Here is an 18,068-nt window from a genome sequence, read left to right as displayed (position 1 = left end):
CAATCTAAATCACAAGGATCTGAACTTTGCGAAACAGAATTTTTCTACTTTCTACTCTTTTTTGCGCTATGAGCGCGTCAGTTAATGCTGAGCCTTGGGTAAAACCCGATGATTACGGTCTTAGAGCTGATATTCAACAATTAGCTGATGCCGGTGTTATTTTAGCTCCTGTAACTACCTATCCGCTTATGTGGAAAAGTTTTATAAGTGATGTGCAAAGCATGCCGCTAGAGCAATTATCTCCAAGCTTACAAGATGCTTTACTTCGCGTTAAACATCGATATAAATCAGAAAATAGTAGCTCACATAGTCTTCAATTATCAGCTTTTGCAGCCACAGATCCAATCATAGCAACAAGCTTTGGTGCAACAAATACTCAAGAAACAGAGCTTTCAGCAGCTTACGCTTATTTAGGTGATAACTTTGCAGCTAAAGTAGCTATAAATTATAGAAAAGACGGTAAAAAATGTTTAGTTGATGGAAAAACGACTGACGATATAGTTACCGATGAGCAAGCTTTAACCGATTGTAATGATACCTCACTTGACGATAGTTACTTAGCTTACCGTTTAGGTAATTGGATTTTTAGAGCCGGTGCTGTTGAACAATTTTGGGGACCTGGTGTTGATAACAGCTTAATTATGTCTGGTAATGCGAAACCTTTACCTGCACTAAGTATTACTAGAGAGAAAAGTACCGCTTTCGAGACACCATGGCTGAGCTGGATTGGTCAATGGAGCTTTACTGCACAAATGGCTAAACTTGAGTCTACACGTGTTATACCTGATGCTTTACTGTGGAGTACTCGTGTTAATTTTCGCCCTATTCAGCAGTTAGAAATTGCACTTAGCTGGTCTGCACAATGGGCAGGTGACGGACAACCGAGCTCTGCGGGTGATTTTATTGATGTCATAACAGGGCAAACTGCATGTATCGATGGCAATGAGAGTTGTGATAGCCAGTTAGAGTCGAAAATAGGTAATCAATTGGCTGGTATTGATATTCGTTGGTCAGATACCTTATTTGATCAACCATATGCGGTTTATGCCAGTACTATAGGTGAAGATGCTAGCTCACAGTTTAAACCCGCTGATAGAGCTTACTTATTTGGTGTGCAAACAACACAGCGCATTTATGCTCAAAACATATTAGTAAATGTTGAATATATAGATACTGGTGTTTCATGCCAAGCTGAATCAATAGTTGAAAATTGTTACTATGAGCATGATACTTATAAGTCTGGCTATCGCTACCATGGACGCACTATTGGTTCGACGTATGATAATGATTCGCAATCAGTCGTTTTAACTCTGCTAGGTCAGTTATCTAATGGTGATGATTGGCAGGTGAAATTACGCAGTGTTGATTACAATAGTGACAATAGCGATTGGTACCCTAGCAATCCAGATTTAGGTAACAGCATAACTAAAACAGGGTTTAACTCTAAGCAATTAGAACTTCGTTACAGAATGCTTTCTATGGGTGGCAGAGTTACTTTAGGCGCTTTTGCATCTAACAATGATGAAGCTGAGAATGATACTTCTGCATTTGCTAAGTACGAATATAACTTTTAATACGTTACTTTCTTAAAAGTAACGTATTAAAAGTAAAACAGGGATGAAAACAGTGTTTTCATCCCTTTTTTGTATTTTTAGTAACTTAAATCAGTAATTACTGTTTAATTTTACTAATTACTTTTGATGTTGAGCACCCATCTAAAAATTCAAGCACTTCAACTTTTCCGCCATGGCGAAGCACATGCTCAGCACCCGCTATTTGCTCTACGGTGTAGTCGCCGCCCTTAACTAAAATATCAGGGCTTATTTGCTCAATTAATTTAGCGGGAGTATCGTTTTCATCTAAACGGCCAAACGGAATAACCCAATCAACTGATGAAAGTGCACTAAGTACCATTGCACGCTCATCTAGCGGATTTATTGGACGATCTGCCCCTTTTAAACGCGTAATAGATTCATCATTATTTAATCCAACAACGAGTCTATCGCCTCGCGCTTTAGCTTGCGCTAAATAACGTACATGCCCTGCGTGTAAAATATCAAAGCAGCCATTGGTAAATACAATGGTTTCGCCGTTTTGTTTTGCAAATTCAATATGCTGAAGTACATCATCAAATGGTGTTTGGTAATGCTCACCGGTAGTATGTAAATACTGACCTAGCTTGCGGCTTAGCTCTTCTGGAGAGACAGTTGCTGCACCAAATTTACTAACCGCTATACCAGCAGCTAAATTAGCAACTTCTACAGCATCTTTAGGTTCCATACCTGCGCCAAGCATAACCGCGAGTGTAGCTATAACCGTATCACCCGCGCCAGTTACATCGCTTACTTCAAGTTCTTGCGCTGCAAAATCAAACTTTTCATCTGCATTAATCAGCGACATACCTTGCTCAGAACGCGTAAGTAACATGGCTTTAATGCCATTTTTGCTAATTAAGTCGCGCGCACTTGCTGCTAAAGCTTCTTCTGAATCGGTTTGACCACCCGCTAACTTAAACTCATGTAAATTAGGCGTAATGTAATCAGCACCTTCATATAAATGTAAATCTGGCGATTTAGGGTCGATTAAAACCGTCTTTCCGGCGCCCTTAGCAAGGCTTACCATTTCTTTAATTAAGCTTAAAGATCCTTTGCTGTAATCAGAGAACACAATAAAGTCGTATTCATCGAGCACAAGCTCTAAGCGGTTTAGTAGTAATTGACTATGTTGCTCAGTAAACGTTTCTTCTAAATCAAGGCGAACTAGTTGCTGATGGCGACTAATAACGCGCATTTTAGAAATAGTCGGTAAATCACATACACTAACTAACTGTGAGCTTATTTTTTCACCTTTTAAAATGGTCTCTAAAATCTGCCCGCTTTCGTCTTCGCCAATTAAGCCCAGTAAGCCGACTTTTGCATCTAACCGTGCTATATTTTTTGCAACATTAGCTGCACCGCCCGCTTTGTCTTCAAATTTACTTACTTTAACAACAGGTACTGGCGCTTCTGGCGAAATACGCCCTGTGTCGCCATACCAATAACGGTCTAGCATTACGTCGCCAACAACTAATATACGTGCTGCCGATAAGTTTTTTAATAACGATAAATCCATTACTGCTGCTCCGCAACAACCATATCCATGGCTTCACATAACCAGTGACCTATAAACATGTGAGCTTCTTGAATACGTGCTGTTTCGTCATTTTTTATAATAATAGGTAACTTAGCAATATCTTTTACTTTGCCGCCATCACGCCCTGTTAAAGCGACTGTAAAAGCACCTAGTTTATTTGCGGCTTCTAATGCTAAATTAATATTGTTGCTAGTACCTGATGTAGTTAAACCAATTACTAAGTCTTCTGGTTTACACAGCGCTTGAACTTGACGTTCAAACACCGTATCAAAGTGATAATCGTTGCTGTGTGCTGTTAAAATTGATGTGTCGGTGGTCAATGCCATAGAGGCAAGCGGACCACGTTCTAATTTGTAACGCACTACAAATTCTGCTGCTAAATGCTGCGCATCGGCTGCACTACCGCCGTTACCAAACCAAACAATCTTGCCACCAGCTTGTAATGCACTGTGGCATGCTTCCAACAGTTGCATAGATTCTTGATGATAAGCTTCCATCGTTTCAAATAATGCTTGATGACGGTTTAATGTTTCAACGTAGCTAGTTGCCACTGAATCGATAATTGACATGAAAAATTCCTCTAGGAACTGAAATAGCAGGGAAAAATTAAATCCATTATTCCATAATTTTATTTAATTGTGTTCATTTTATCGGGTTATAACTGAACCCAGACCATATTTTATTGCGAGTATGTTTAGAAAACGACTATTTCACGGTAAACTAACGCCACTTCCCTTTAAGAAAGATCAGTATGGCACGTATTTTTTACTCCCTTGCATTAATTTTTATCAGCCCACTGATTGTATTTTACCTTTATGTTTTACGAGGTAAAAAAAACCAAGGCTATCGTACACACTTTAAAGAGCGCTTTGGGTTTGTCAGTAAGTCTTTATTTACGACTAAAACCAAACCTTTAGTTTTTCATTGTGCTTCTGTTGGTGAGGTACTTGCCGCAACGCCACTTATTAAAGCTCTTCAAAAAGCGCATCCAAATTTAAATATACTTATAACCTGTAATACTCCAACAGGCAGAGAGCAAATACTTAACCAGTTTAAAAATACTGTGGCATGTAGCTACTTACCAATCGATTTTCCGTTTGCGACAGCCCGATTTTTAAAGCGTATAAAGCCACAAGCATTATGTATTTTAGAAACAGAGCTATGGCCAAATTTAATGGCGATAAGTCACAAAAAAAATATACCGGTACTTGTCATCAATGCAAGACTCTCTGAAAAGTCGCAGCAAGGCTATCAAAAGGTCGCTAAATTAACGCACATTATTATGCGCTCAATTACAGTACTTGCGAGTCATAACAAGGCAGATGCGGAGCGTTTTATAGAGCTTGGTCTCGAAACTTCAAAAAGCCATGTAACAGGCTCTATAAAATTTGATATAACACCAAGTGACGAGCAATTAGCCAACGTACTTAATCTTAAACAGCTTTATAGCAGTAATAAACACAGCAATAATGAGCATAATACTGACGAGCGTTTTATATGGGTCGCAGGCTCAACACATCCTTTAGAGCATGAGTTGGTACTTTCAGCCCATCAAGAGTTACTAAAAAAGCAACCTAATGCATTACTTATAATTGCACCGCGCCATCCAGAGCAGTTTGATAAAATGGCAGAGCTTTTAACGCAAAGCCCACTTAGTTTTAGCCGTCGTAGTCAAAATAGCTATAGCAATGAGCAAGTCCTCCTTGCTGATACGCTTGGTGAACTACAGTGTTTGTATGGCGCTGCAAATATCAGCTTTATTGGCGGCAGCTTAATACGTAGAGGTGGGCATAACCCACTGGAATCAGCTGCGTTTTCGGTAGGTGTAATAACAGGTCCACACACATATAATTTTGATCATGTTTATCCCGAGCTTATAAAGTTTAAAGGCGCTGTAGTGGTTGATAACAACGACGAACTGGCAAAACAGCTTATAACGTTTAGCCAAAACACAAAAGCATGCCAAACCTTAGGTATTAAAGCTGCTCAATGCGTTGCTAAAAACCAAGGTGCAATACAAAAAACACTTACCATTATTAATCAATATTTAGAGCCAAAACCGTGACCAACATAGCTATAAGCCAAACCCGCGAATGGGTATCATCTGTTATTGTTAAATATAACTTTTGCCCGTTTGCTCGAAAAGAAGTAGAAAACAACTGTATTCATTATGTTGTAAGCCCAGCAACGAGTATGGATGATGCTGTAATGGATATGCTTGAGCAATGTATTGAGCTTGACCGCGAACCAGAGCGCGAAACCACCCTAATCATGTTTAACAACGGCTTCAGTGACTTTGAAGATTATTTAGACTTGGTCGATTTAGCCAATGCACTGTTAGTAGCGCAGGGGTTTGAAGGTAAGTATCAAATTGCTAACTTTCACCCTGATTACGTATTTGCCGATAGCGATGAAGCCGATGCCGCAAACTACACAAATAGAGCACCCTTTCCTACTTTGCATTTAATTCGCGAAGTAAGTATGAGTGAAGCGCTCGATAGTTATAACGAGCCTGAATCTATTCCAGAGCATAATATAAACCTAGCAAGGCGTAAGGGGATTGATTTTTGGCAGCAGTTACTTGAAGGCTGTAAAAAACCGAGCGCTTAAATGCTCGGTTTTATTTTTATTTGTGCAAACTTTGTGCAAACTTTTGCAAAACAAGTAATACTTAAGCTTATTTTTTAACCCAGTTACCATTTACTTCAACGTAATGACCACTTTGGGTTTTTTCAATTGTTTTTGCGGCAGCAAGTGCTTCTACTTGTGAAAGTGACAAGTTATTCTTTTTAGCCAGCTTTAAGTACTGCGCTTTACGCTTTGCATTTATGTCATCAACAACTGCTTTTGCTTCTGCGTTTTGTACAACAAGCCCTAAATAACCAGAGCTATCTTCACCTACAAAACCTTGATTTTTAGCATCATCAAGGCTAATAGCCCACGCAGAGAACGACATACATACTGCACTAACTAACGTAATAATATTTAATTTTTTCTTCGTATTCATGTTTTAGCTCCTTAAAATAACTCACTGTCGTCACTAAACAAACTGTCGAGTTCTTTATCTACTTTTACGCGAATTTCGTGATCGACCTTCACATTTAAATTAATCGTAATGGGCTCTTTAGCAGACACCTCAACTCGGTGCGTGCAGGCACTTAGTGCACTAATAACACCTAGCCCGAGCAGTACTTTTATCAATAACGACTGTCTCATTATTAGTTTCCTTTTTGTGAGTATTGTTGCTCAACTTTTTGTGTAATTTCGTCACTTAAACGCAGTGCGCGTAAAAGTGTAAATACGTTTTCTTCGTGGTTATAATTAAAGTTAACTTGCTGCTGCTCTGCTTTATTATAGCCTTGTAAATTAACCCCAAGCTTTAACCAGCCATCGTTTTTTAATGCCACACTGCTATTAAGTTTTTGAATATCCAAATTAGTTAATAGCCCTAATACAGGTTGCAACTCTTGCTGTTGCTGCATCACTGAATCAAACGCGGCATTATTGGTGATTTTTAAATTACCTGTTCCTTGGCTAAATAAACTACCGTCAATTATTTCAATTTTTCCACTATCAAAATGGACAGGTAAAGACCCCGCCAAGCGCCCCGTTAATACAATGCCCGACTTATCGTCGAGTGTAACGAGTTTACTTGCATCAATATTTTCAAACTTAACATTAGCAACTTGGTTTGGCTTCCCTACTGTGTAGCTATCTAGCGAAAACTCGCCACCAAACACACTTCCTTTTACATCATTTATAAGCGTGGTATTGCCACTCACTTGCCATTGCCCTTTAATCGTTTTAACTACGGCACCCGCTCTAAATTCATTTAAATTAAAGGTAGTTGGTTTTACATTAAGCTTACCTGAATTATATTCCCCGCTAAATGCACTATTTAAATCATTTGCAAGGTAGTCGTTATACAGTGCACTTGCGTGACTTACATTCATATTGAACGATGCATTTTGCAAGTTTACATCGCCACTGATATAACCATTAAATTCGCCCTCAGTTAGCTGTGCAAGTGGCTCAAATTGATTAATAAAAGTATTTAATGACAGTACACTTTGCTCAGGAATAATCACTTCAAACGGATGAGCTTGCGACGATACATGATGATTTACCACTAACTCAACATCGTTTACAAATACATGATGCGTGGCTTTTAGCGCACGGCTTTGCAAGCCTGTAGACTCTACTTTTATATTATTAAGTTTTATGTCGGGGCTATTAACAGCTTTTATATTCGTTTTTGCTATTAGCTCGGCAAATAACTCGCCCACGCCTAAATTAGCGTTTGCTGTTAATGTGTTACTTATATCCGTTGCTTTAAATTCTTTATATTCCGCGTTTTTTAATTGCTGAGTTAATGTTACTTCTGCATTTAACTGCTTATCCATTTTTGCAGTTAAATCACCTTGGTATTGCACTGCACTTATATCAAACGCATCTACACTTTTAAGCGTTAATTTAGCATTTATAAGCCCAACTGGTTTTGAGCCTATAAACTCACTTAAATCAAAGTAACCACTAAGACTAAGCCCATTCGCCGTTGCAGGAACAAATTCAGGCAAGCTTTCAAGCGCAACCGCGTAATCGCCTTTAATTGCAGTGCCCACTAACTGAGCATTAACGCTGAAATTATTTATATCGGGTGTGCTTATTCTCGCTGATAAATTTGTCTGTAAGTTTTCAAGTGGCGATTTAATATTAAGTGCTGTATCGGTTATTAAAATATTGAATTGCTTATCGCCTTCACTCACCAAATTAATTGCAGGTACATTCAGGTCGCTCCCCTCTAATCGAATTGATTGAGGAAGTTTAAGTTGCCAATCTAAAGGAACTTGATTGCTCACAAAACCTGCGTATTCACTCGGTGGAATTAACTCGGTACAGCTTGATGTTAAAGTAATATTGTTATTAAGCAGGTCAGTATTAAGCATTAACACTTGGCTATTTAAATTAAAATGAGTTACCAATTTGCCTGTCGTTAATACGTTAAACTGGCATTGCTCAAAAGTATGAGCAAACTGGGAACTGATATCGCCATTTAACTCAAGATCTATACCGTCAAAGCTAAATGCTTGCTGGGTATTAAAGTTAACATCTGCTATTGAGGTGTTTTCAGTATTTAGAAACTGCTTTAAAAAAGTGTCATTAATCGTGAACTGACCACTTATTTTATTAGCAGCCAAAGTTGCAATCGCGTTTATATCACCCGTGACATTAAATTTATTTAGCTCGGGTTCTAATATACTTATTTTTACTGGCTTATTGAGTTCATCACTTTTTACTACAAGCTGTTTAATGCTAATTAATGGGCGATTTAAGGGAAGCGCTAAATCGAGATTTTTAGCAAGTTGATTAGCATTATCACTTTTAGGGAGTGAATTAACCGTTAGCACTGCATTTTTAATATCTACACGCTTTGTATTTGCAGTTATATCCGTCAGTTGTAACTGTTGATTTTGATAATTTACACACACTTTATCAGCATGAATATTTAGCTCAGACGTAATTGAAAAATCAAGGCAGTTTAATGTGACACCCGCTTTTTTAAGCTCAGGCGCTATAGCCCACTGTAATAAAGGTAAACGAAATACATAACCAAGCAGCAAGATGCTTAGCAATACAGCTCCAACAATTAAACCAACTCGTTTAAACATACTATCCTTAAATGCTTTGTGCTTTTAACTAAAACTATACTGATTCAGGAATCAAAAAAGGCTGCACAATGCAGCCTTTTTTATTTTACAGTAAGATTATGAATCTAACTTGTATAAACACAAATGTAATTAACCTACATTTTTACGTGCATTACGGAACATACGCATCCACGGGCTATCCTCGATCCACTCATCAGGATGCCAAGAGTTGGCAACGCTTCTGAATACACGTTCTGGATGCGGCATCATTACAGTGGCGCGACCATCAGTTGACGTAATACCTGTAATACCTTCTGGAGAACCATTAGGGTTAGCTGGGTACTGCGTTGTAGGGTTACCGTAGTTATCTACAAATTTAACCGCTACAGTACCGCTATCAAGCGCCGCTTTAGTGGCTGCATCGTTTGCAAACTCAGCATGACCTTCACCATGAGAAACCGCTATAGGCATACGCGAGCCAGCCATTCCATTAAAGAACACAGACGGATTTTCTTGTATTTCTACTAAACTAAAGCGTGCTTCAAAACGCTCTGATTTATTAGTTACAAAGCGTGGCCAATGTTCAGTACCAGGGATCAACTCTTTTAACGTTGATAACATTTGGCAACCGTTACATACACCTAAGCTAAAGGTATCTTCGCGGTGGAAGAAGTTTTGGAACTGGTCGCGTGCCATGTCGTTAAACAAAATAGACTTAGCCCAACCTTCACCAGCACCTAATACGTCACCGTATGAGAAACCACCACAGGCCACTAAACCTTTAAATTGCTCTAGTGTTAAACGACCTTCTAAAATGTCGCTCATGTGTACATCAACAGCTGCAAAACCTGCACGGTTAAACGCTGCCGCCATTTCTAAATGAGAGTTAACACCTTGCTCACGTAAAATAGCCATTTGCGGTTTAGCACCGGTTGCAATATATGGCGCTGCTATGTCTTCGTTTAAATCAAAGTTAAGTTTTACATTTAAGCCTGGATCTTTTGCATCAAATTTAGCATCAAACTCTTGCTTAGCACATTCAGGGTTATCACGGCGTGCTTGCATTTGATACGTTGTTTCAGCCCAAATAGTACGAAGCTCAGTACGCGTATGATTAAGTACCGTATTTTCGCCACGGTTAAATATAATCGTATCGTCACTATTAAGCGTACCAATGTTGTGACTAATTGCTGCTATATCATGTTGTTCAAACACCGTATTTACTGCATCTAAATCAGCATTTGCAACTTGAATTACTGCACCTAGCTCTTCGTTATAAAGCGCTTCAATGTCAGAGCCTGTTAAACCAGCTAAATCAACCGTTACACCGGTATGACCTGTAAACGCCATTTCAGCTACTGTGGTAAATAAACCACCGTCTGAGCGGTCATGATAAGCAAGTAACTTACTATCAGCCACAAGCGCTTGCATTGCGTTATAAAAGCCTTTTAATAACTCTGGGCTATCAACATCAGGTGTTACATCACCTAATTGCTTATAAACTTGCGCAAGGCTTGATGCGCCCATGCGGTTTTTACCCGCACCTAAATCAACTAATATAAGCGATGTATCGCCTTTATCTGTGCGCAGTTGTGGCGTTACTGTTTTACGTACGTCGTCAACACGACCAAACGCAGTTATAACCAGTGAAAGCGGCGATGTTACTGACTTCTCTTGTGAGTCACCTTCATCTTTCCATGTCGTTTTCATTGACATAGAATCTTTACCCACTGGAATCGTTAAACCAAGCGCAGGACAAAGCTCTTCGCCTACGGCTTTAACAGCTTCGTATAAACCAGCATCTTCACCTGGGTGACCCGCTGCTGCCATCCAGTTTGCCGATAACTTAATGTTTTCAAGGCTACCAATGTTTGCACAGGCAATATTAGTTAACGACTCAGCTACCGCTAAACGAGCAGATGCACCGTAATTAAGTAACGCAGCCGGAGTACGCTCACCAAGTGACATAGCTTCACCGTGGTAAGTATCATACGTTGCCGCAGTTACAGCACAGTTAGCAACAGGTACTTGCCAAGGACCAACCATTTGATCGCGCGCTACTAAACCCGTAACAGATCGATCGCCAATTGTTATTAGGAATGTTTTTTCTGCAATGGCTGGTAAACGCATTAAGCGCTGCGCTGCATCTGCTGCATTTATTAGTGTAGTATCAAGCGATTTACCAACAACTTGCTTTGACGTTACATCGCGGTGCATTTTGGGTGCTTTTCCTAGTAATACGTCCAGCGGTAAATCAACAGGGTTATTTTCAAAATGGCTGTCTGACACTGTTAAGTGAGGTTCAGCTGTTGCTTCACCAATAACAGCGTACTGGGCACGTTCACGCTTACAAATTGCTTCAAAGCGGTCAAAATCTTCGATACCAACAGCGAGTACATAACGCTCTTGTGATTCATTACACCAAATTTCGTGTGGTGCCATGCCTGGTTCATCATTAGGGATGCTACGTAATTGGAACTTACCACCACGTCCGCCATCATTAACAAGCTCAGGAAACGCATTTGATAAACCGCCAGCACCTACATCGTGGATGAATGCAATTGGATTTTCGTCACCTAGCTGCCAACATTTATCGATAACTTCTTGGCAACGACGTTCCATTTCTGGGTTTTCGCGCTGTACTGAAGCAAAATCTAAATCTTCGTTTGATTGACCTGAAGCCATGCTTGATGCAGCACCACCGCCTAAACCAATGTTCATTGCAGGTCCACCTAGCGCAATTAATTTAGCGCCAACAGGAATATCGCCTTTTTGAACATGATCAGAGCGAATATTACCCAAACCACCGGCAAGCATAATTGGTTTATGATAACCACGTACTTCTTCGCCATTATGGCTTGTTACTTTTTCTTCGTAAGTACGGAAGTAGCCTAATAAGTTAGGACGACCAAACTCATTATTAAATGCAGCACCACCTAGTGGACCTTCTGTCATTATATCAAGCGCGTTAACAATGCGACTCGGCTTACCAAAATCGCTTTCCCATGGTTGCTCGTAACCTGGAATACGTAAGTTTGATACAGTAAAGCCAACTAAACCTGCTTTTGGCTTAGAGCCACGACCAGTTGCGCCTTCATCGCGAATTTCACCACCAGAACCTGTAGCCGCACCAGAGAATGGCGCAATAGCTGTTGGGTGGTTATGCGTTTCAACTTTCATTAGTATTTCAATGTCTTCTTGATGATACGCATATTCACCTTGCGCATTTGGGAAGAAGCGACCCGCTTTTGAGCCTTTCATTACTGCCGCGTTATCTTTATACGCCGACAATACATTTTCAGGATTTAGCTCAAACGTATTTTTAATCATTTTAAACAGCGATTTTGGCTGCTCTTTTCCATCGATCGTCCAGTCAGCATTAAATATTTTATGACGACAATGCTCTGAGTTCGCTTGTGCAAACATAAACAATTCGATGTCGTTAGGGTTACGTCCTAACTTTGTAAAATTTTCTACTAAGTAGTCTATTTCGTCATCAGCAAGCGCAAAGCCTTGCTCAACATTGGCTGTTGCTAGTGCTTCGCGTCCACCACCTAAAATATCGACAGACGACATTTGGCGTGGGGCATCACTGCGAAACAGCTGAGCCGCATCTTCAAGTTCATTGTGTGTGGCTTCAGTCATGCGGTCGTGCAATAACGCAGTTACTTGTGCAAGTTGTTCTGCGTTTAAATCACCTTCAACATAATAAGCAATACCGCGTTCAACACGGTGAACCTGCTTTAAACCACAGTTGTGGGCGATGTCGGTAGCTTTAGATGCCCAAGGTGAAATGGTACCTGGGCGAGGTGTAACAAGTACAAGTTTGCCAGCTGGGGTATGCTCAGCAATAGTTGGACCGTAAGTTAATAGTTTTTCAAGCTTGGTTTGCTCAGAGCTACTCAACGGCGATGTTAAATCGGCAAAGTGAGTATACTCGGCGTATACGTTAGTGACTGGAAGTTGCGATTGTTGGCAACGCGCTAAAATTTTATTAACTCTGAACTCTGAAAGTGCTGGTGCACCACGAAGGATCAACATAGGTAATTTCATCCGGGGTTAGGGATTGAACGATATTTTAGGCACGCATTATAGTCCAATTAGCATTCAGATTTAACTCAAAATTACGCTTTTCATAAAATTAACTTTTTAGCTTTATTTATAGCCTCTTTTGGTTAATAAAATAAAAGGTAAAGTGACGCGATGGCTTAGTTTTGCTATAACGGTGGCTGGCGAGCTTAAGGGGCACTCAATGTTCAAAGAAAAACTAATAATAATCATTACTTTAGTTATGCTGTTATGTGCATGCGATATGCAAGAGCAGCCAACTCAACTCGCCCAAATAAAAAAACAGAATAAAATTCGTGTGGGCACCCTTGCGAGTGCTAGTAATTATTATCAAGCCGTTCAAGGTGAACAAGGCTTTGAATATGAGTTATCTCAAGCCTTCGCCGAATATTTAGGTGTAGAGCTTGAAATAGTCCCTTTCTTTAACTTATCTGACATGTTTGAACGCCTTGAAAAGGGGGATTTAGACTTAATAGCCTCAGGCCTTACCTATAATAAAACCCGTGCAGAGCAATACCGCTATGGTCCGACTTACAGAACAATCAGTCAAAAATTAGTTTATAAGCAAGGACGTGTTCGTCCTCGAGAGTTTGCCGACTTAGATGGCAACTTTACTGTTATCGCTAAAAGTAGTCATTCGCTTACTTTGCAAAAAATGAAAAAAAACAATCCAGATCTTACTTGGATAGAAAGCGAAGAGTTTGATGAAGAAGAACTACTTCAAGCAGTTATTGATGGCGAGATTGATTACACACTCACTGATACACATACGCTATCGTTATTTCGCCGTTATCATCCAAATTTAAGTATCGGTTTTTCTGTTAGTCATAACGACCCGATTGCATGGATACTTAATAAATCAAAAGATGATTCTTTATATTCCTTATTAGTGCCATTTTTTGGCGATATAAAACAGAGTAATCAGCTCTACGTACTTGAAGAAAAATACTTTGGCCACGTACGCCAATTTAACTATGTAAATACCCTTGCTTATATCGAAGCTATCAAAGAAACCTTACCAACATACCAACCATGGTTTGAACAATATGCTGGTAGCCTTGATTGGCGTTTATTAGCGGCACTTAGCTATCAAGAATCTATGTGGAATCCTCGTGCTAAATCGCCAACAGGCGTTCGCGGTATTATGATGCTAACCCGCAGTACAGCAAAACAAGTAGGTGTTACCAACCGCTTAGAGCCAGAGCAAAATATTCGCGGTGGTGGTAAGTATTTAAGTAAACTGATTAAGCGTATACCTGATAGAATTCCTCAACCTGATAGAACATGGCTTGCACTAGCGGCTTACAATGTAGGTTGGGGGCACGTTAACGACGCGCGTATAATTACCGAGCAGCAAGGCGCAAGCCCTGATAAATGGGCTGATGTAAAAAAACGCTTACCGCTGTTAATTAAAAAGCGCTATTACCGTAAAACTCGCTATGGTTATGCGCGTGGCGATGTAGCGGTTAAATATGTTGATAATATTCGTCGCTATTACGATGCACTTGTTTGGCTAGATGAGAATAATGCTATTGCTGTAGAGTCTGAGCCAGAACCAATCACAGAGCAGAGCACTGATACCGAGCCAAACTTAAATGAAGAAAGTGACGATAAAAGTAACAAAGATGAAGCGCAAACAGAAAAACAACAGCCTATAATTGAGCCCGAACTACCAAGTGAAAACAATAACTAAGATTTATATAGGTATCAGTTTTTTGAGCAAACCAGTAAGCAAAATTTAAGTAAATTAAATATCTGTTTACTTGTCATCAAATGATCACTAATGTGTATTACTTGTATATTATTATTTTATAAGATATACCCTGCGCCTTTCTCACTCTTGCATTAGGAGAAAACATGCTAAAACGTAGACGCACACAAAAATTAAAACGCAATGTGATTTATTCAACAGCCACACGTCGTCGTGTTATGCTAAGAAAACTGCACAAAAAAATCATCTGGCGCCGCCGAATGTTTGCTATGCAGCAAATGGCTGAAACAGAAATAGAGCCAATCGCTAGTTAACTCTAGCTAGGTTTATTTATTTGTTCATCACGAGCAGCTTTCTTAGCTGCTTTAATTTGCGCTCTTCTACGCTTAAAAAAATTCGAAATAGTATCACCGCATTGCTGTGCCAAAACACCACCGCACACCTCAACTTGATGATTTAACCTCGGCTCTTGTAATAAGTTCATAATTGAACCTGCAGACCCTGTTTTAGCATCGAGGGCACCAAATACTAAACGCTTTATTCTGCTATGCACCAACAGTCCTGCACACATAGAGCAAGGCTCTAACGTTACATATAGTGTGCAATCAATTAAGCGGTAATTATTAAGTACTTTTCCAGCTTCTCGCACTGCAATCATTTCCGCATGGGCTGATGGGTCGTTATCCGTTATTGAGCGGTTGTACCCCACTGAAATTAGCTGGTTATCTTTTACTACAATTGCTCCAACCGGAATTTCATCAAGCAACTCTGCTTGCTTTGCATACAAAAGCGCTTGCTCCATCCAGTAGGAATCATTAAATGGCTCGTTCATTCTTTCTACTTAAATAACTTTTTATGCTGTAATTATACCTAGTTAGCACTCTAAAGTGCGTCATTCATTACTTTATTGCAAAAATAAAACGATATTTACCTGTTTGTAATGGCTCACTAGTGTGGATTTACGCTATAATCTCACGCTTTTTTTATTTAGCTCACAACACGGGTAGCAAATGAAATTTCCTGGACGCCGCAGGCATAAACATTATTTTCCAGTGGAAGCCAAAGATCCACTTACTAATCAACTTAACGCAACAGAGCGATTACAACGTAGTTATATTACGGGTATCGATCAGATCGTTGTTGATATAGAGGCAAAAGTTGATCAAGCTTTCCTTGACGAATTTCAACTACGTAGAGGTATGTCACAAGTTATTGATAGCGACATAACGAACGCCTTATACGATCGTTTAAAATTAAACGATATGGTTGATTTTGAGTTTGCCGGTGGGACCATTGGTAACACTATGCACAACTACTCTGTACTTGCAGATGATCGCTCAGTTTTATTAGGCGTAATGAGCGAAAATATAAAAATAGGTAGCTATGCTTACCGCTTTTTATGTAATACCTCAAGCCGTGTAGATTTAAACTATCTCCAACCAGTAGATGGGCCTATAGGTCGTTGTTTTACATTAATTGATGAAACCGGTGAGCGTACTTTTGCGATAAGTGCGGGCCTAATGAATCACTTACGTCCTGAATCTATCGATAAAAACCTTATTGAAAATTCATCAGCATTAGTGATCAGTGCCTACCTCATGCGTACGCAAGGTAGTGAAACGATGACTGAAGCGACTATGCAAGCGGTAAAATACGCTAATGATGCAGGTGTGCCAGTTGTTCTTACACTCGGAACTAAATTCTTAATTGAACAAGACCCGACCTGGTGGGCAAACTTTGTTGAAAAGCATGTTGATATTCTTGCTATGAACGAAGAAGAAGGGTTAGCTATTACAGGTTTTGAAGACCCTCTTCTAGCTGCCGATAAAGCACTTGATTGGGTAGATTTGGTAATTTGCACCGCTGGCGAAAAAGGCTTATTTATGGCCGGCTACGTAGACGAAAGCTTAAAGCGTGAAACCGAATATCCGTTATTACCAGGCGCCATACCTGATTTTAATCGATACGAATTTTCACGTGCTATGCGTAAAACCGAGTGTGATGAGCCTATCAGAGCATATAGCCATACAGCCCCATTTATGGGTGGACCTGATTCAATCAAAAACACCAATGGTGCAGGCGATTGTGCTTTAGCGGCTGTGCTACATGACTTATCAGCAAATGTTTATCATAAACTTAATGTGGCAAACTCTGCTAAGCATCAGCAACAAGCTATTACTTACTCGTCACTATCGCAAATTAGTAAATATGCTAACCGAGCGAGCTATGAAGTATTAGTTCAGCACTCTCCTCGTTTATCTCGCGGTTTACCAGAACGCGAAGACTGCTTAGAACAGGTTTATTGGGAACAATAATAACGGTGGGAGCAATCATTGCTCCCTATCAACTTCCTAAAAAATAGAAATATCGAGCTTTTTAGATAGCAGTTCCAACGCTGCAATTCCTGCAACCGAATTACCAAACGAATTAAGTCCCGGAGAATAAACAGCTACCGTAAACTTATTTGGTAACACGGCTAAAATAGTCCCTGACACTCCCGATTTACCTGGCATACCTACTCTGTAACCAAAATCCCCCGCAGCATCGTATAAGCCACTGGTAAATAATAGCGAATTAAGCTGCTTATTTTGACGGCTACTTAAAACACGATCGCCCGATCGATTATCAACACCTTTATTTGCTAAAAAATTATAAGCTTTGGCTAATTCAATACAGTTGAGCTCAATAGAACAAAAGTTAAAGTAAGACCATAAAACATCATCGACTTCATTTTCAAAATTACCAAACGACTTCATTAAATGTGCCATAGCCGCATTACGATGCCTAAATTCATACTCAGAATTAGCGACTTTTTTATCAATCACTATCCCTCTATTACCAGCTAAAAACCTAAAGGTCTCGAGCATAGAGTGCATTGGTGCAGATAAGCGGCTGTATAACGCATCACACGTTACAATTGCGCCTGCATTTATAAAAGGGTTACGAGGAATCCCTTTTTCAAACTCAAGCTGTGTAAGCGAATTAAAGGCAGTACCTGAAGGCTCCTTTCCAACTCGATGCCAAAGTTCATCACCATAACGTTGCAGTGCCATAGTAAGTGTCATAACTTTTGAAACAGACTGAATGGTAAAACGTTGAGAGCAATCCCCCGCACATACAGTCTTACCATCAGTTGTATAAATAGCGATAGAAAATTGCTCAGGATCGACCTCTGCAAGGGCCGGTATATAATCAGCTACTGTTCCTTGTGATAATAAAGGGCGTACTTCATGTGCTATTTCATCAAGCACCTTTTGGTAATCAGCTGTAGGCAAACTAGACCTCTATATCATCATTCATAAAAATTGGATTTTAGCACGCGCGAATAGACGCAACTAGTTTTGTTGTTGAATTTAAAGGGGGGATGTTTTTCTTAATTTAAAAAAGCAAAAAACCCGTCACATTACTGTAACGGGTTTCTCTTAATTAAATCCTGGTAATGTCCTACTTTCACATAGCAAATGCTACACTATCATCGGCGCTGTTTCGTTTCACTACTGAGTTCGGCA

The 18,068-nt window shown here is 39.8% G+C and carries 14 protein-coding genes; 6 read left to right on the top strand and 8 right to left on the bottom strand.

Translation table 11 applies throughout. The features are described 5' to 3' along the window. The first annotated feature begins 68 nt into the window (after positions 1–68). Complete coding sequence (locus tag WNY98_RS10500) at positions 69–1,574, top strand: capsule assembly Wzi family protein (protein ID WP_342877914.1); 1,506 nt, start codon at positions 69–71, stop codon at positions 1,572–1,574. A gap of 97 nt (positions 1,575–1,671) precedes the next feature. Here WNY98_RS10500 and hldE read toward each other — a convergent pair whose 3' ends face one another. Both hldE and WNY98_RS10490 read right to left on the bottom strand, forming a co-directional pair. After that, complete coding sequence (gene hldE / locus WNY98_RS10495) at positions 1,672–3,111, bottom strand: bifunctional D-glycero-beta-D-manno-heptose-7-phosphate kinase/D-glycero-beta-D-manno-heptose 1-phosphate adenylyltransferase HldE (RefSeq protein WP_342877864.1); 1,440 nt, start codon at positions 3,109–3,111, stop codon at positions 1,672–1,674. Continuing rightward, on the bottom strand, positions 3,111–3,701 hold the full coding sequence (locus WNY98_RS10490; RefSeq protein ID WP_002961065.1) for an SIS domain-containing protein: 591 nt from the start codon (positions 3,699–3,701) through the stop codon (positions 3,111–3,113). The genes hldE and WNY98_RS10490 overlap by 1 nt, the downstream gene beginning before the upstream one ends. A 182-nt stretch (positions 3,702–3,883) precedes the next feature. Here WNY98_RS10490 and waaA point away from each other — a divergent pair, with 182 nt between their 5' ends. Next, positions 3,884–5,197: a lipid IV(A) 3-deoxy-D-manno-octulosonic acid transferase gene (gene waaA / locus WNY98_RS10485; RefSeq protein ID WP_342877863.1), complete on the top strand. Its 1,314-nt coding sequence runs from the start codon at positions 3,884–3,886 to the stop codon at positions 5,195–5,197. Then, a complete protein-coding gene (locus WNY98_RS10480; protein WP_342877862.1) occupies positions 5,194–5,742 on the top strand; it encodes a DUF1415 domain-containing protein in 549 nt (182 codons plus the stop codon). Before waaA ends, WNY98_RS10480 begins: the two co-directional genes overlap by 4 nt. Before the next feature lie 67 nt (positions 5,743–5,809). On the opposite strand, the gene WNY98_RS10475 is transcribed toward WNY98_RS10480, so the two are convergent. The 4 genes from WNY98_RS10475 to purL form a co-directional block, all read right to left on the bottom strand. Continuing rightward, complete coding sequence (locus WNY98_RS10475) at positions 5,810–6,139, bottom strand: YdbL family protein (protein ID WP_007584701.1); 330 nt, start codon at positions 6,137–6,139, stop codon at positions 5,810–5,812. 11 nt (positions 6,140–6,150) lie between these two features. Continuing rightward, the gene (locus tag WNY98_RS10470) at positions 6,151–6,348 is read right to left on the bottom strand and encodes a YnbE family lipoprotein (RefSeq protein WP_024591450.1); all 198 of its coding nucleotides are present in this window, start codon (positions 6,346–6,348) and stop codon (positions 6,151–6,153) included. Positions 6,349–6,350: 2 nt separating this feature from the next. Next, complete coding sequence (locus WNY98_RS10465) at positions 6,351–8,801, bottom strand: YdbH domain-containing protein (protein WP_342877861.1); 2,451 nt, start codon at positions 8,799–8,801, stop codon at positions 6,351–6,353. Positions 8,802–8,930: 129 nt separating this feature from the next. Further along, entirely contained in the window at positions 8,931–12,821 is a 3,891-nt protein-coding gene (purL, locus tag WNY98_RS10460; RefSeq protein WP_342877860.1) for a phosphoribosylformylglycinamidine synthase, read from the bottom strand. Between the two features lie 211 nt (positions 12,822–13,032). Between purL and mltF the strand changes: the two genes are divergently transcribed. Both mltF and WNY98_RS10450 read left to right on the top strand, forming a co-directional pair. Continuing rightward, positions 13,033–14,541 carry a membrane-bound lytic murein transglycosylase MltF gene (gene mltF, locus WNY98_RS10455; RefSeq protein ID WP_342877859.1) on the top strand — a complete coding sequence of 503 codons (1,509 nt, stop codon included), beginning with the start codon at positions 13,033–13,035 and terminating at the stop codon, positions 14,539–14,541. A 164-nt stretch (positions 14,542–14,705) separates the two neighbouring features. Further along, positions 14,706–14,873, top strand: coding sequence for a hypothetical protein (locus WNY98_RS10450; RefSeq protein ID WP_002961076.1), 168 nt, complete (start codon positions 14,706–14,708; stop codon positions 14,871–14,873). Positions 14,874–14,875: 2 nt separating this feature from the next. On the opposite strand, the gene tadA is transcribed toward WNY98_RS10450, so the two are convergent. Further along, the gene (gene tadA, locus WNY98_RS10445; RefSeq protein ID WP_002961078.1) at positions 14,876–15,391 is read right to left on the bottom strand and encodes a tRNA adenosine(34) deaminase TadA; all 516 of its coding nucleotides are present in this window, start codon (positions 15,389–15,391) and stop codon (positions 14,876–14,878) included. A 178-nt stretch (positions 15,392–15,569) separates the two neighbouring features. On the opposite strand from tadA, the gene WNY98_RS10440 reads away from it, so the two are divergent. Next, on the top strand, positions 15,570–16,874 hold the full coding sequence (locus WNY98_RS10440; protein WP_033021433.1) for an inosine/guanosine kinase: 1,305 nt from the start codon (positions 15,570–15,572) through the stop codon (positions 16,872–16,874). Between the two features lie 36 nt (positions 16,875–16,910). Here WNY98_RS10440 and glsB read toward each other — a convergent pair whose 3' ends face one another. After that, positions 16,911–17,834: a glutaminase B gene (glsB, locus tag WNY98_RS10435; RefSeq protein ID WP_342877858.1), complete on the bottom strand. Its 924-nt coding sequence runs from the start codon at positions 17,832–17,834 to the stop codon at positions 16,911–16,913. Positions 17,835–18,068 lie beyond the last annotated feature (234 nt).

Source organism: Pseudoalteromonas sp. AS71, from assembly GCF_038900275.1.
Taxonomy (GTDB): Bacteria; Pseudomonadota; Gammaproteobacteria; order Enterobacterales; family Alteromonadaceae; genus Pseudoalteromonas.
The sequence above is the reverse complement of the archived record's forward strand: the minus strand, read 5'-3'. Positions and strand labels throughout refer to the sequence as shown.

Bases quoted from the DNA above. Each gene is read 5' to 3' on its own strand.
- WNY98_RS10440 (WP_033021433.1), top strand. From the start codon at position 15,570: ATGAAATTTCCTGGACGCCGCAGGCATAAACATTATTTTCCAGTGGAA.
- purL (WP_342877860.1), bottom strand. From the start codon at position 12,821: ATGTTGATCCTTCGTGGTGCACCAGCACTTTCAGAGTTCAGAGTTAAT.
- waaA (WP_342877863.1), top strand. From the start codon at position 3,884: ATGGCACGTATTTTTTACTCCCTTGCATTAATTTTTATCAGCCCACTG.
- WNY98_RS10450 (WP_002961076.1), top strand. From the start codon at position 14,706: ATGCTAAAACGTAGACGCACACAAAAATTAAAACGCAATGTGATTTAT.
- WNY98_RS10470 (WP_024591450.1), bottom strand. From the start codon at position 6,348: ATGAGACAGTCGTTATTGATAAAAGTACTGCTCGGGCTAGGTGTTATT.
- hldE (WP_342877864.1), bottom strand. From the start codon at position 3,111: ATGGATTTATCGTTATTAAAAAACTTATCGGCAGCACGTATATTAGTT.
- WNY98_RS10490 (WP_002961065.1), bottom strand. From the start codon at position 3,701: ATGTCAATTATCGATTCAGTGGCAACTAGCTACGTTGAAACATTAAAC.
- WNY98_RS10465 (WP_342877861.1), bottom strand. From the start codon at position 8,801: ATGTTTAAACGAGTTGGTTTAATTGTTGGAGCTGTATTGCTAAGCATC.
- tadA (WP_002961078.1), bottom strand. From the start codon at position 15,391: ATGAACGAGCCATTTAATGATTCCTACTGGATGGAGCAAGCGCTTTTG.
- WNY98_RS10500 (WP_342877914.1), top strand. From the start codon at position 69: ATGAGCGCGTCAGTTAATGCTGAGCCTTGGGTAAAACCCGATGATTAC.
- WNY98_RS10475 (WP_007584701.1), bottom strand. From the start codon at position 6,139: ATGAATACGAAGAAAAAATTAAATATTATTACGTTAGTTAGTGCAGTA.
- mltF (WP_342877859.1), top strand. From the start codon at position 13,033: ATGTTCAAAGAAAAACTAATAATAATCATTACTTTAGTTATGCTGTTA.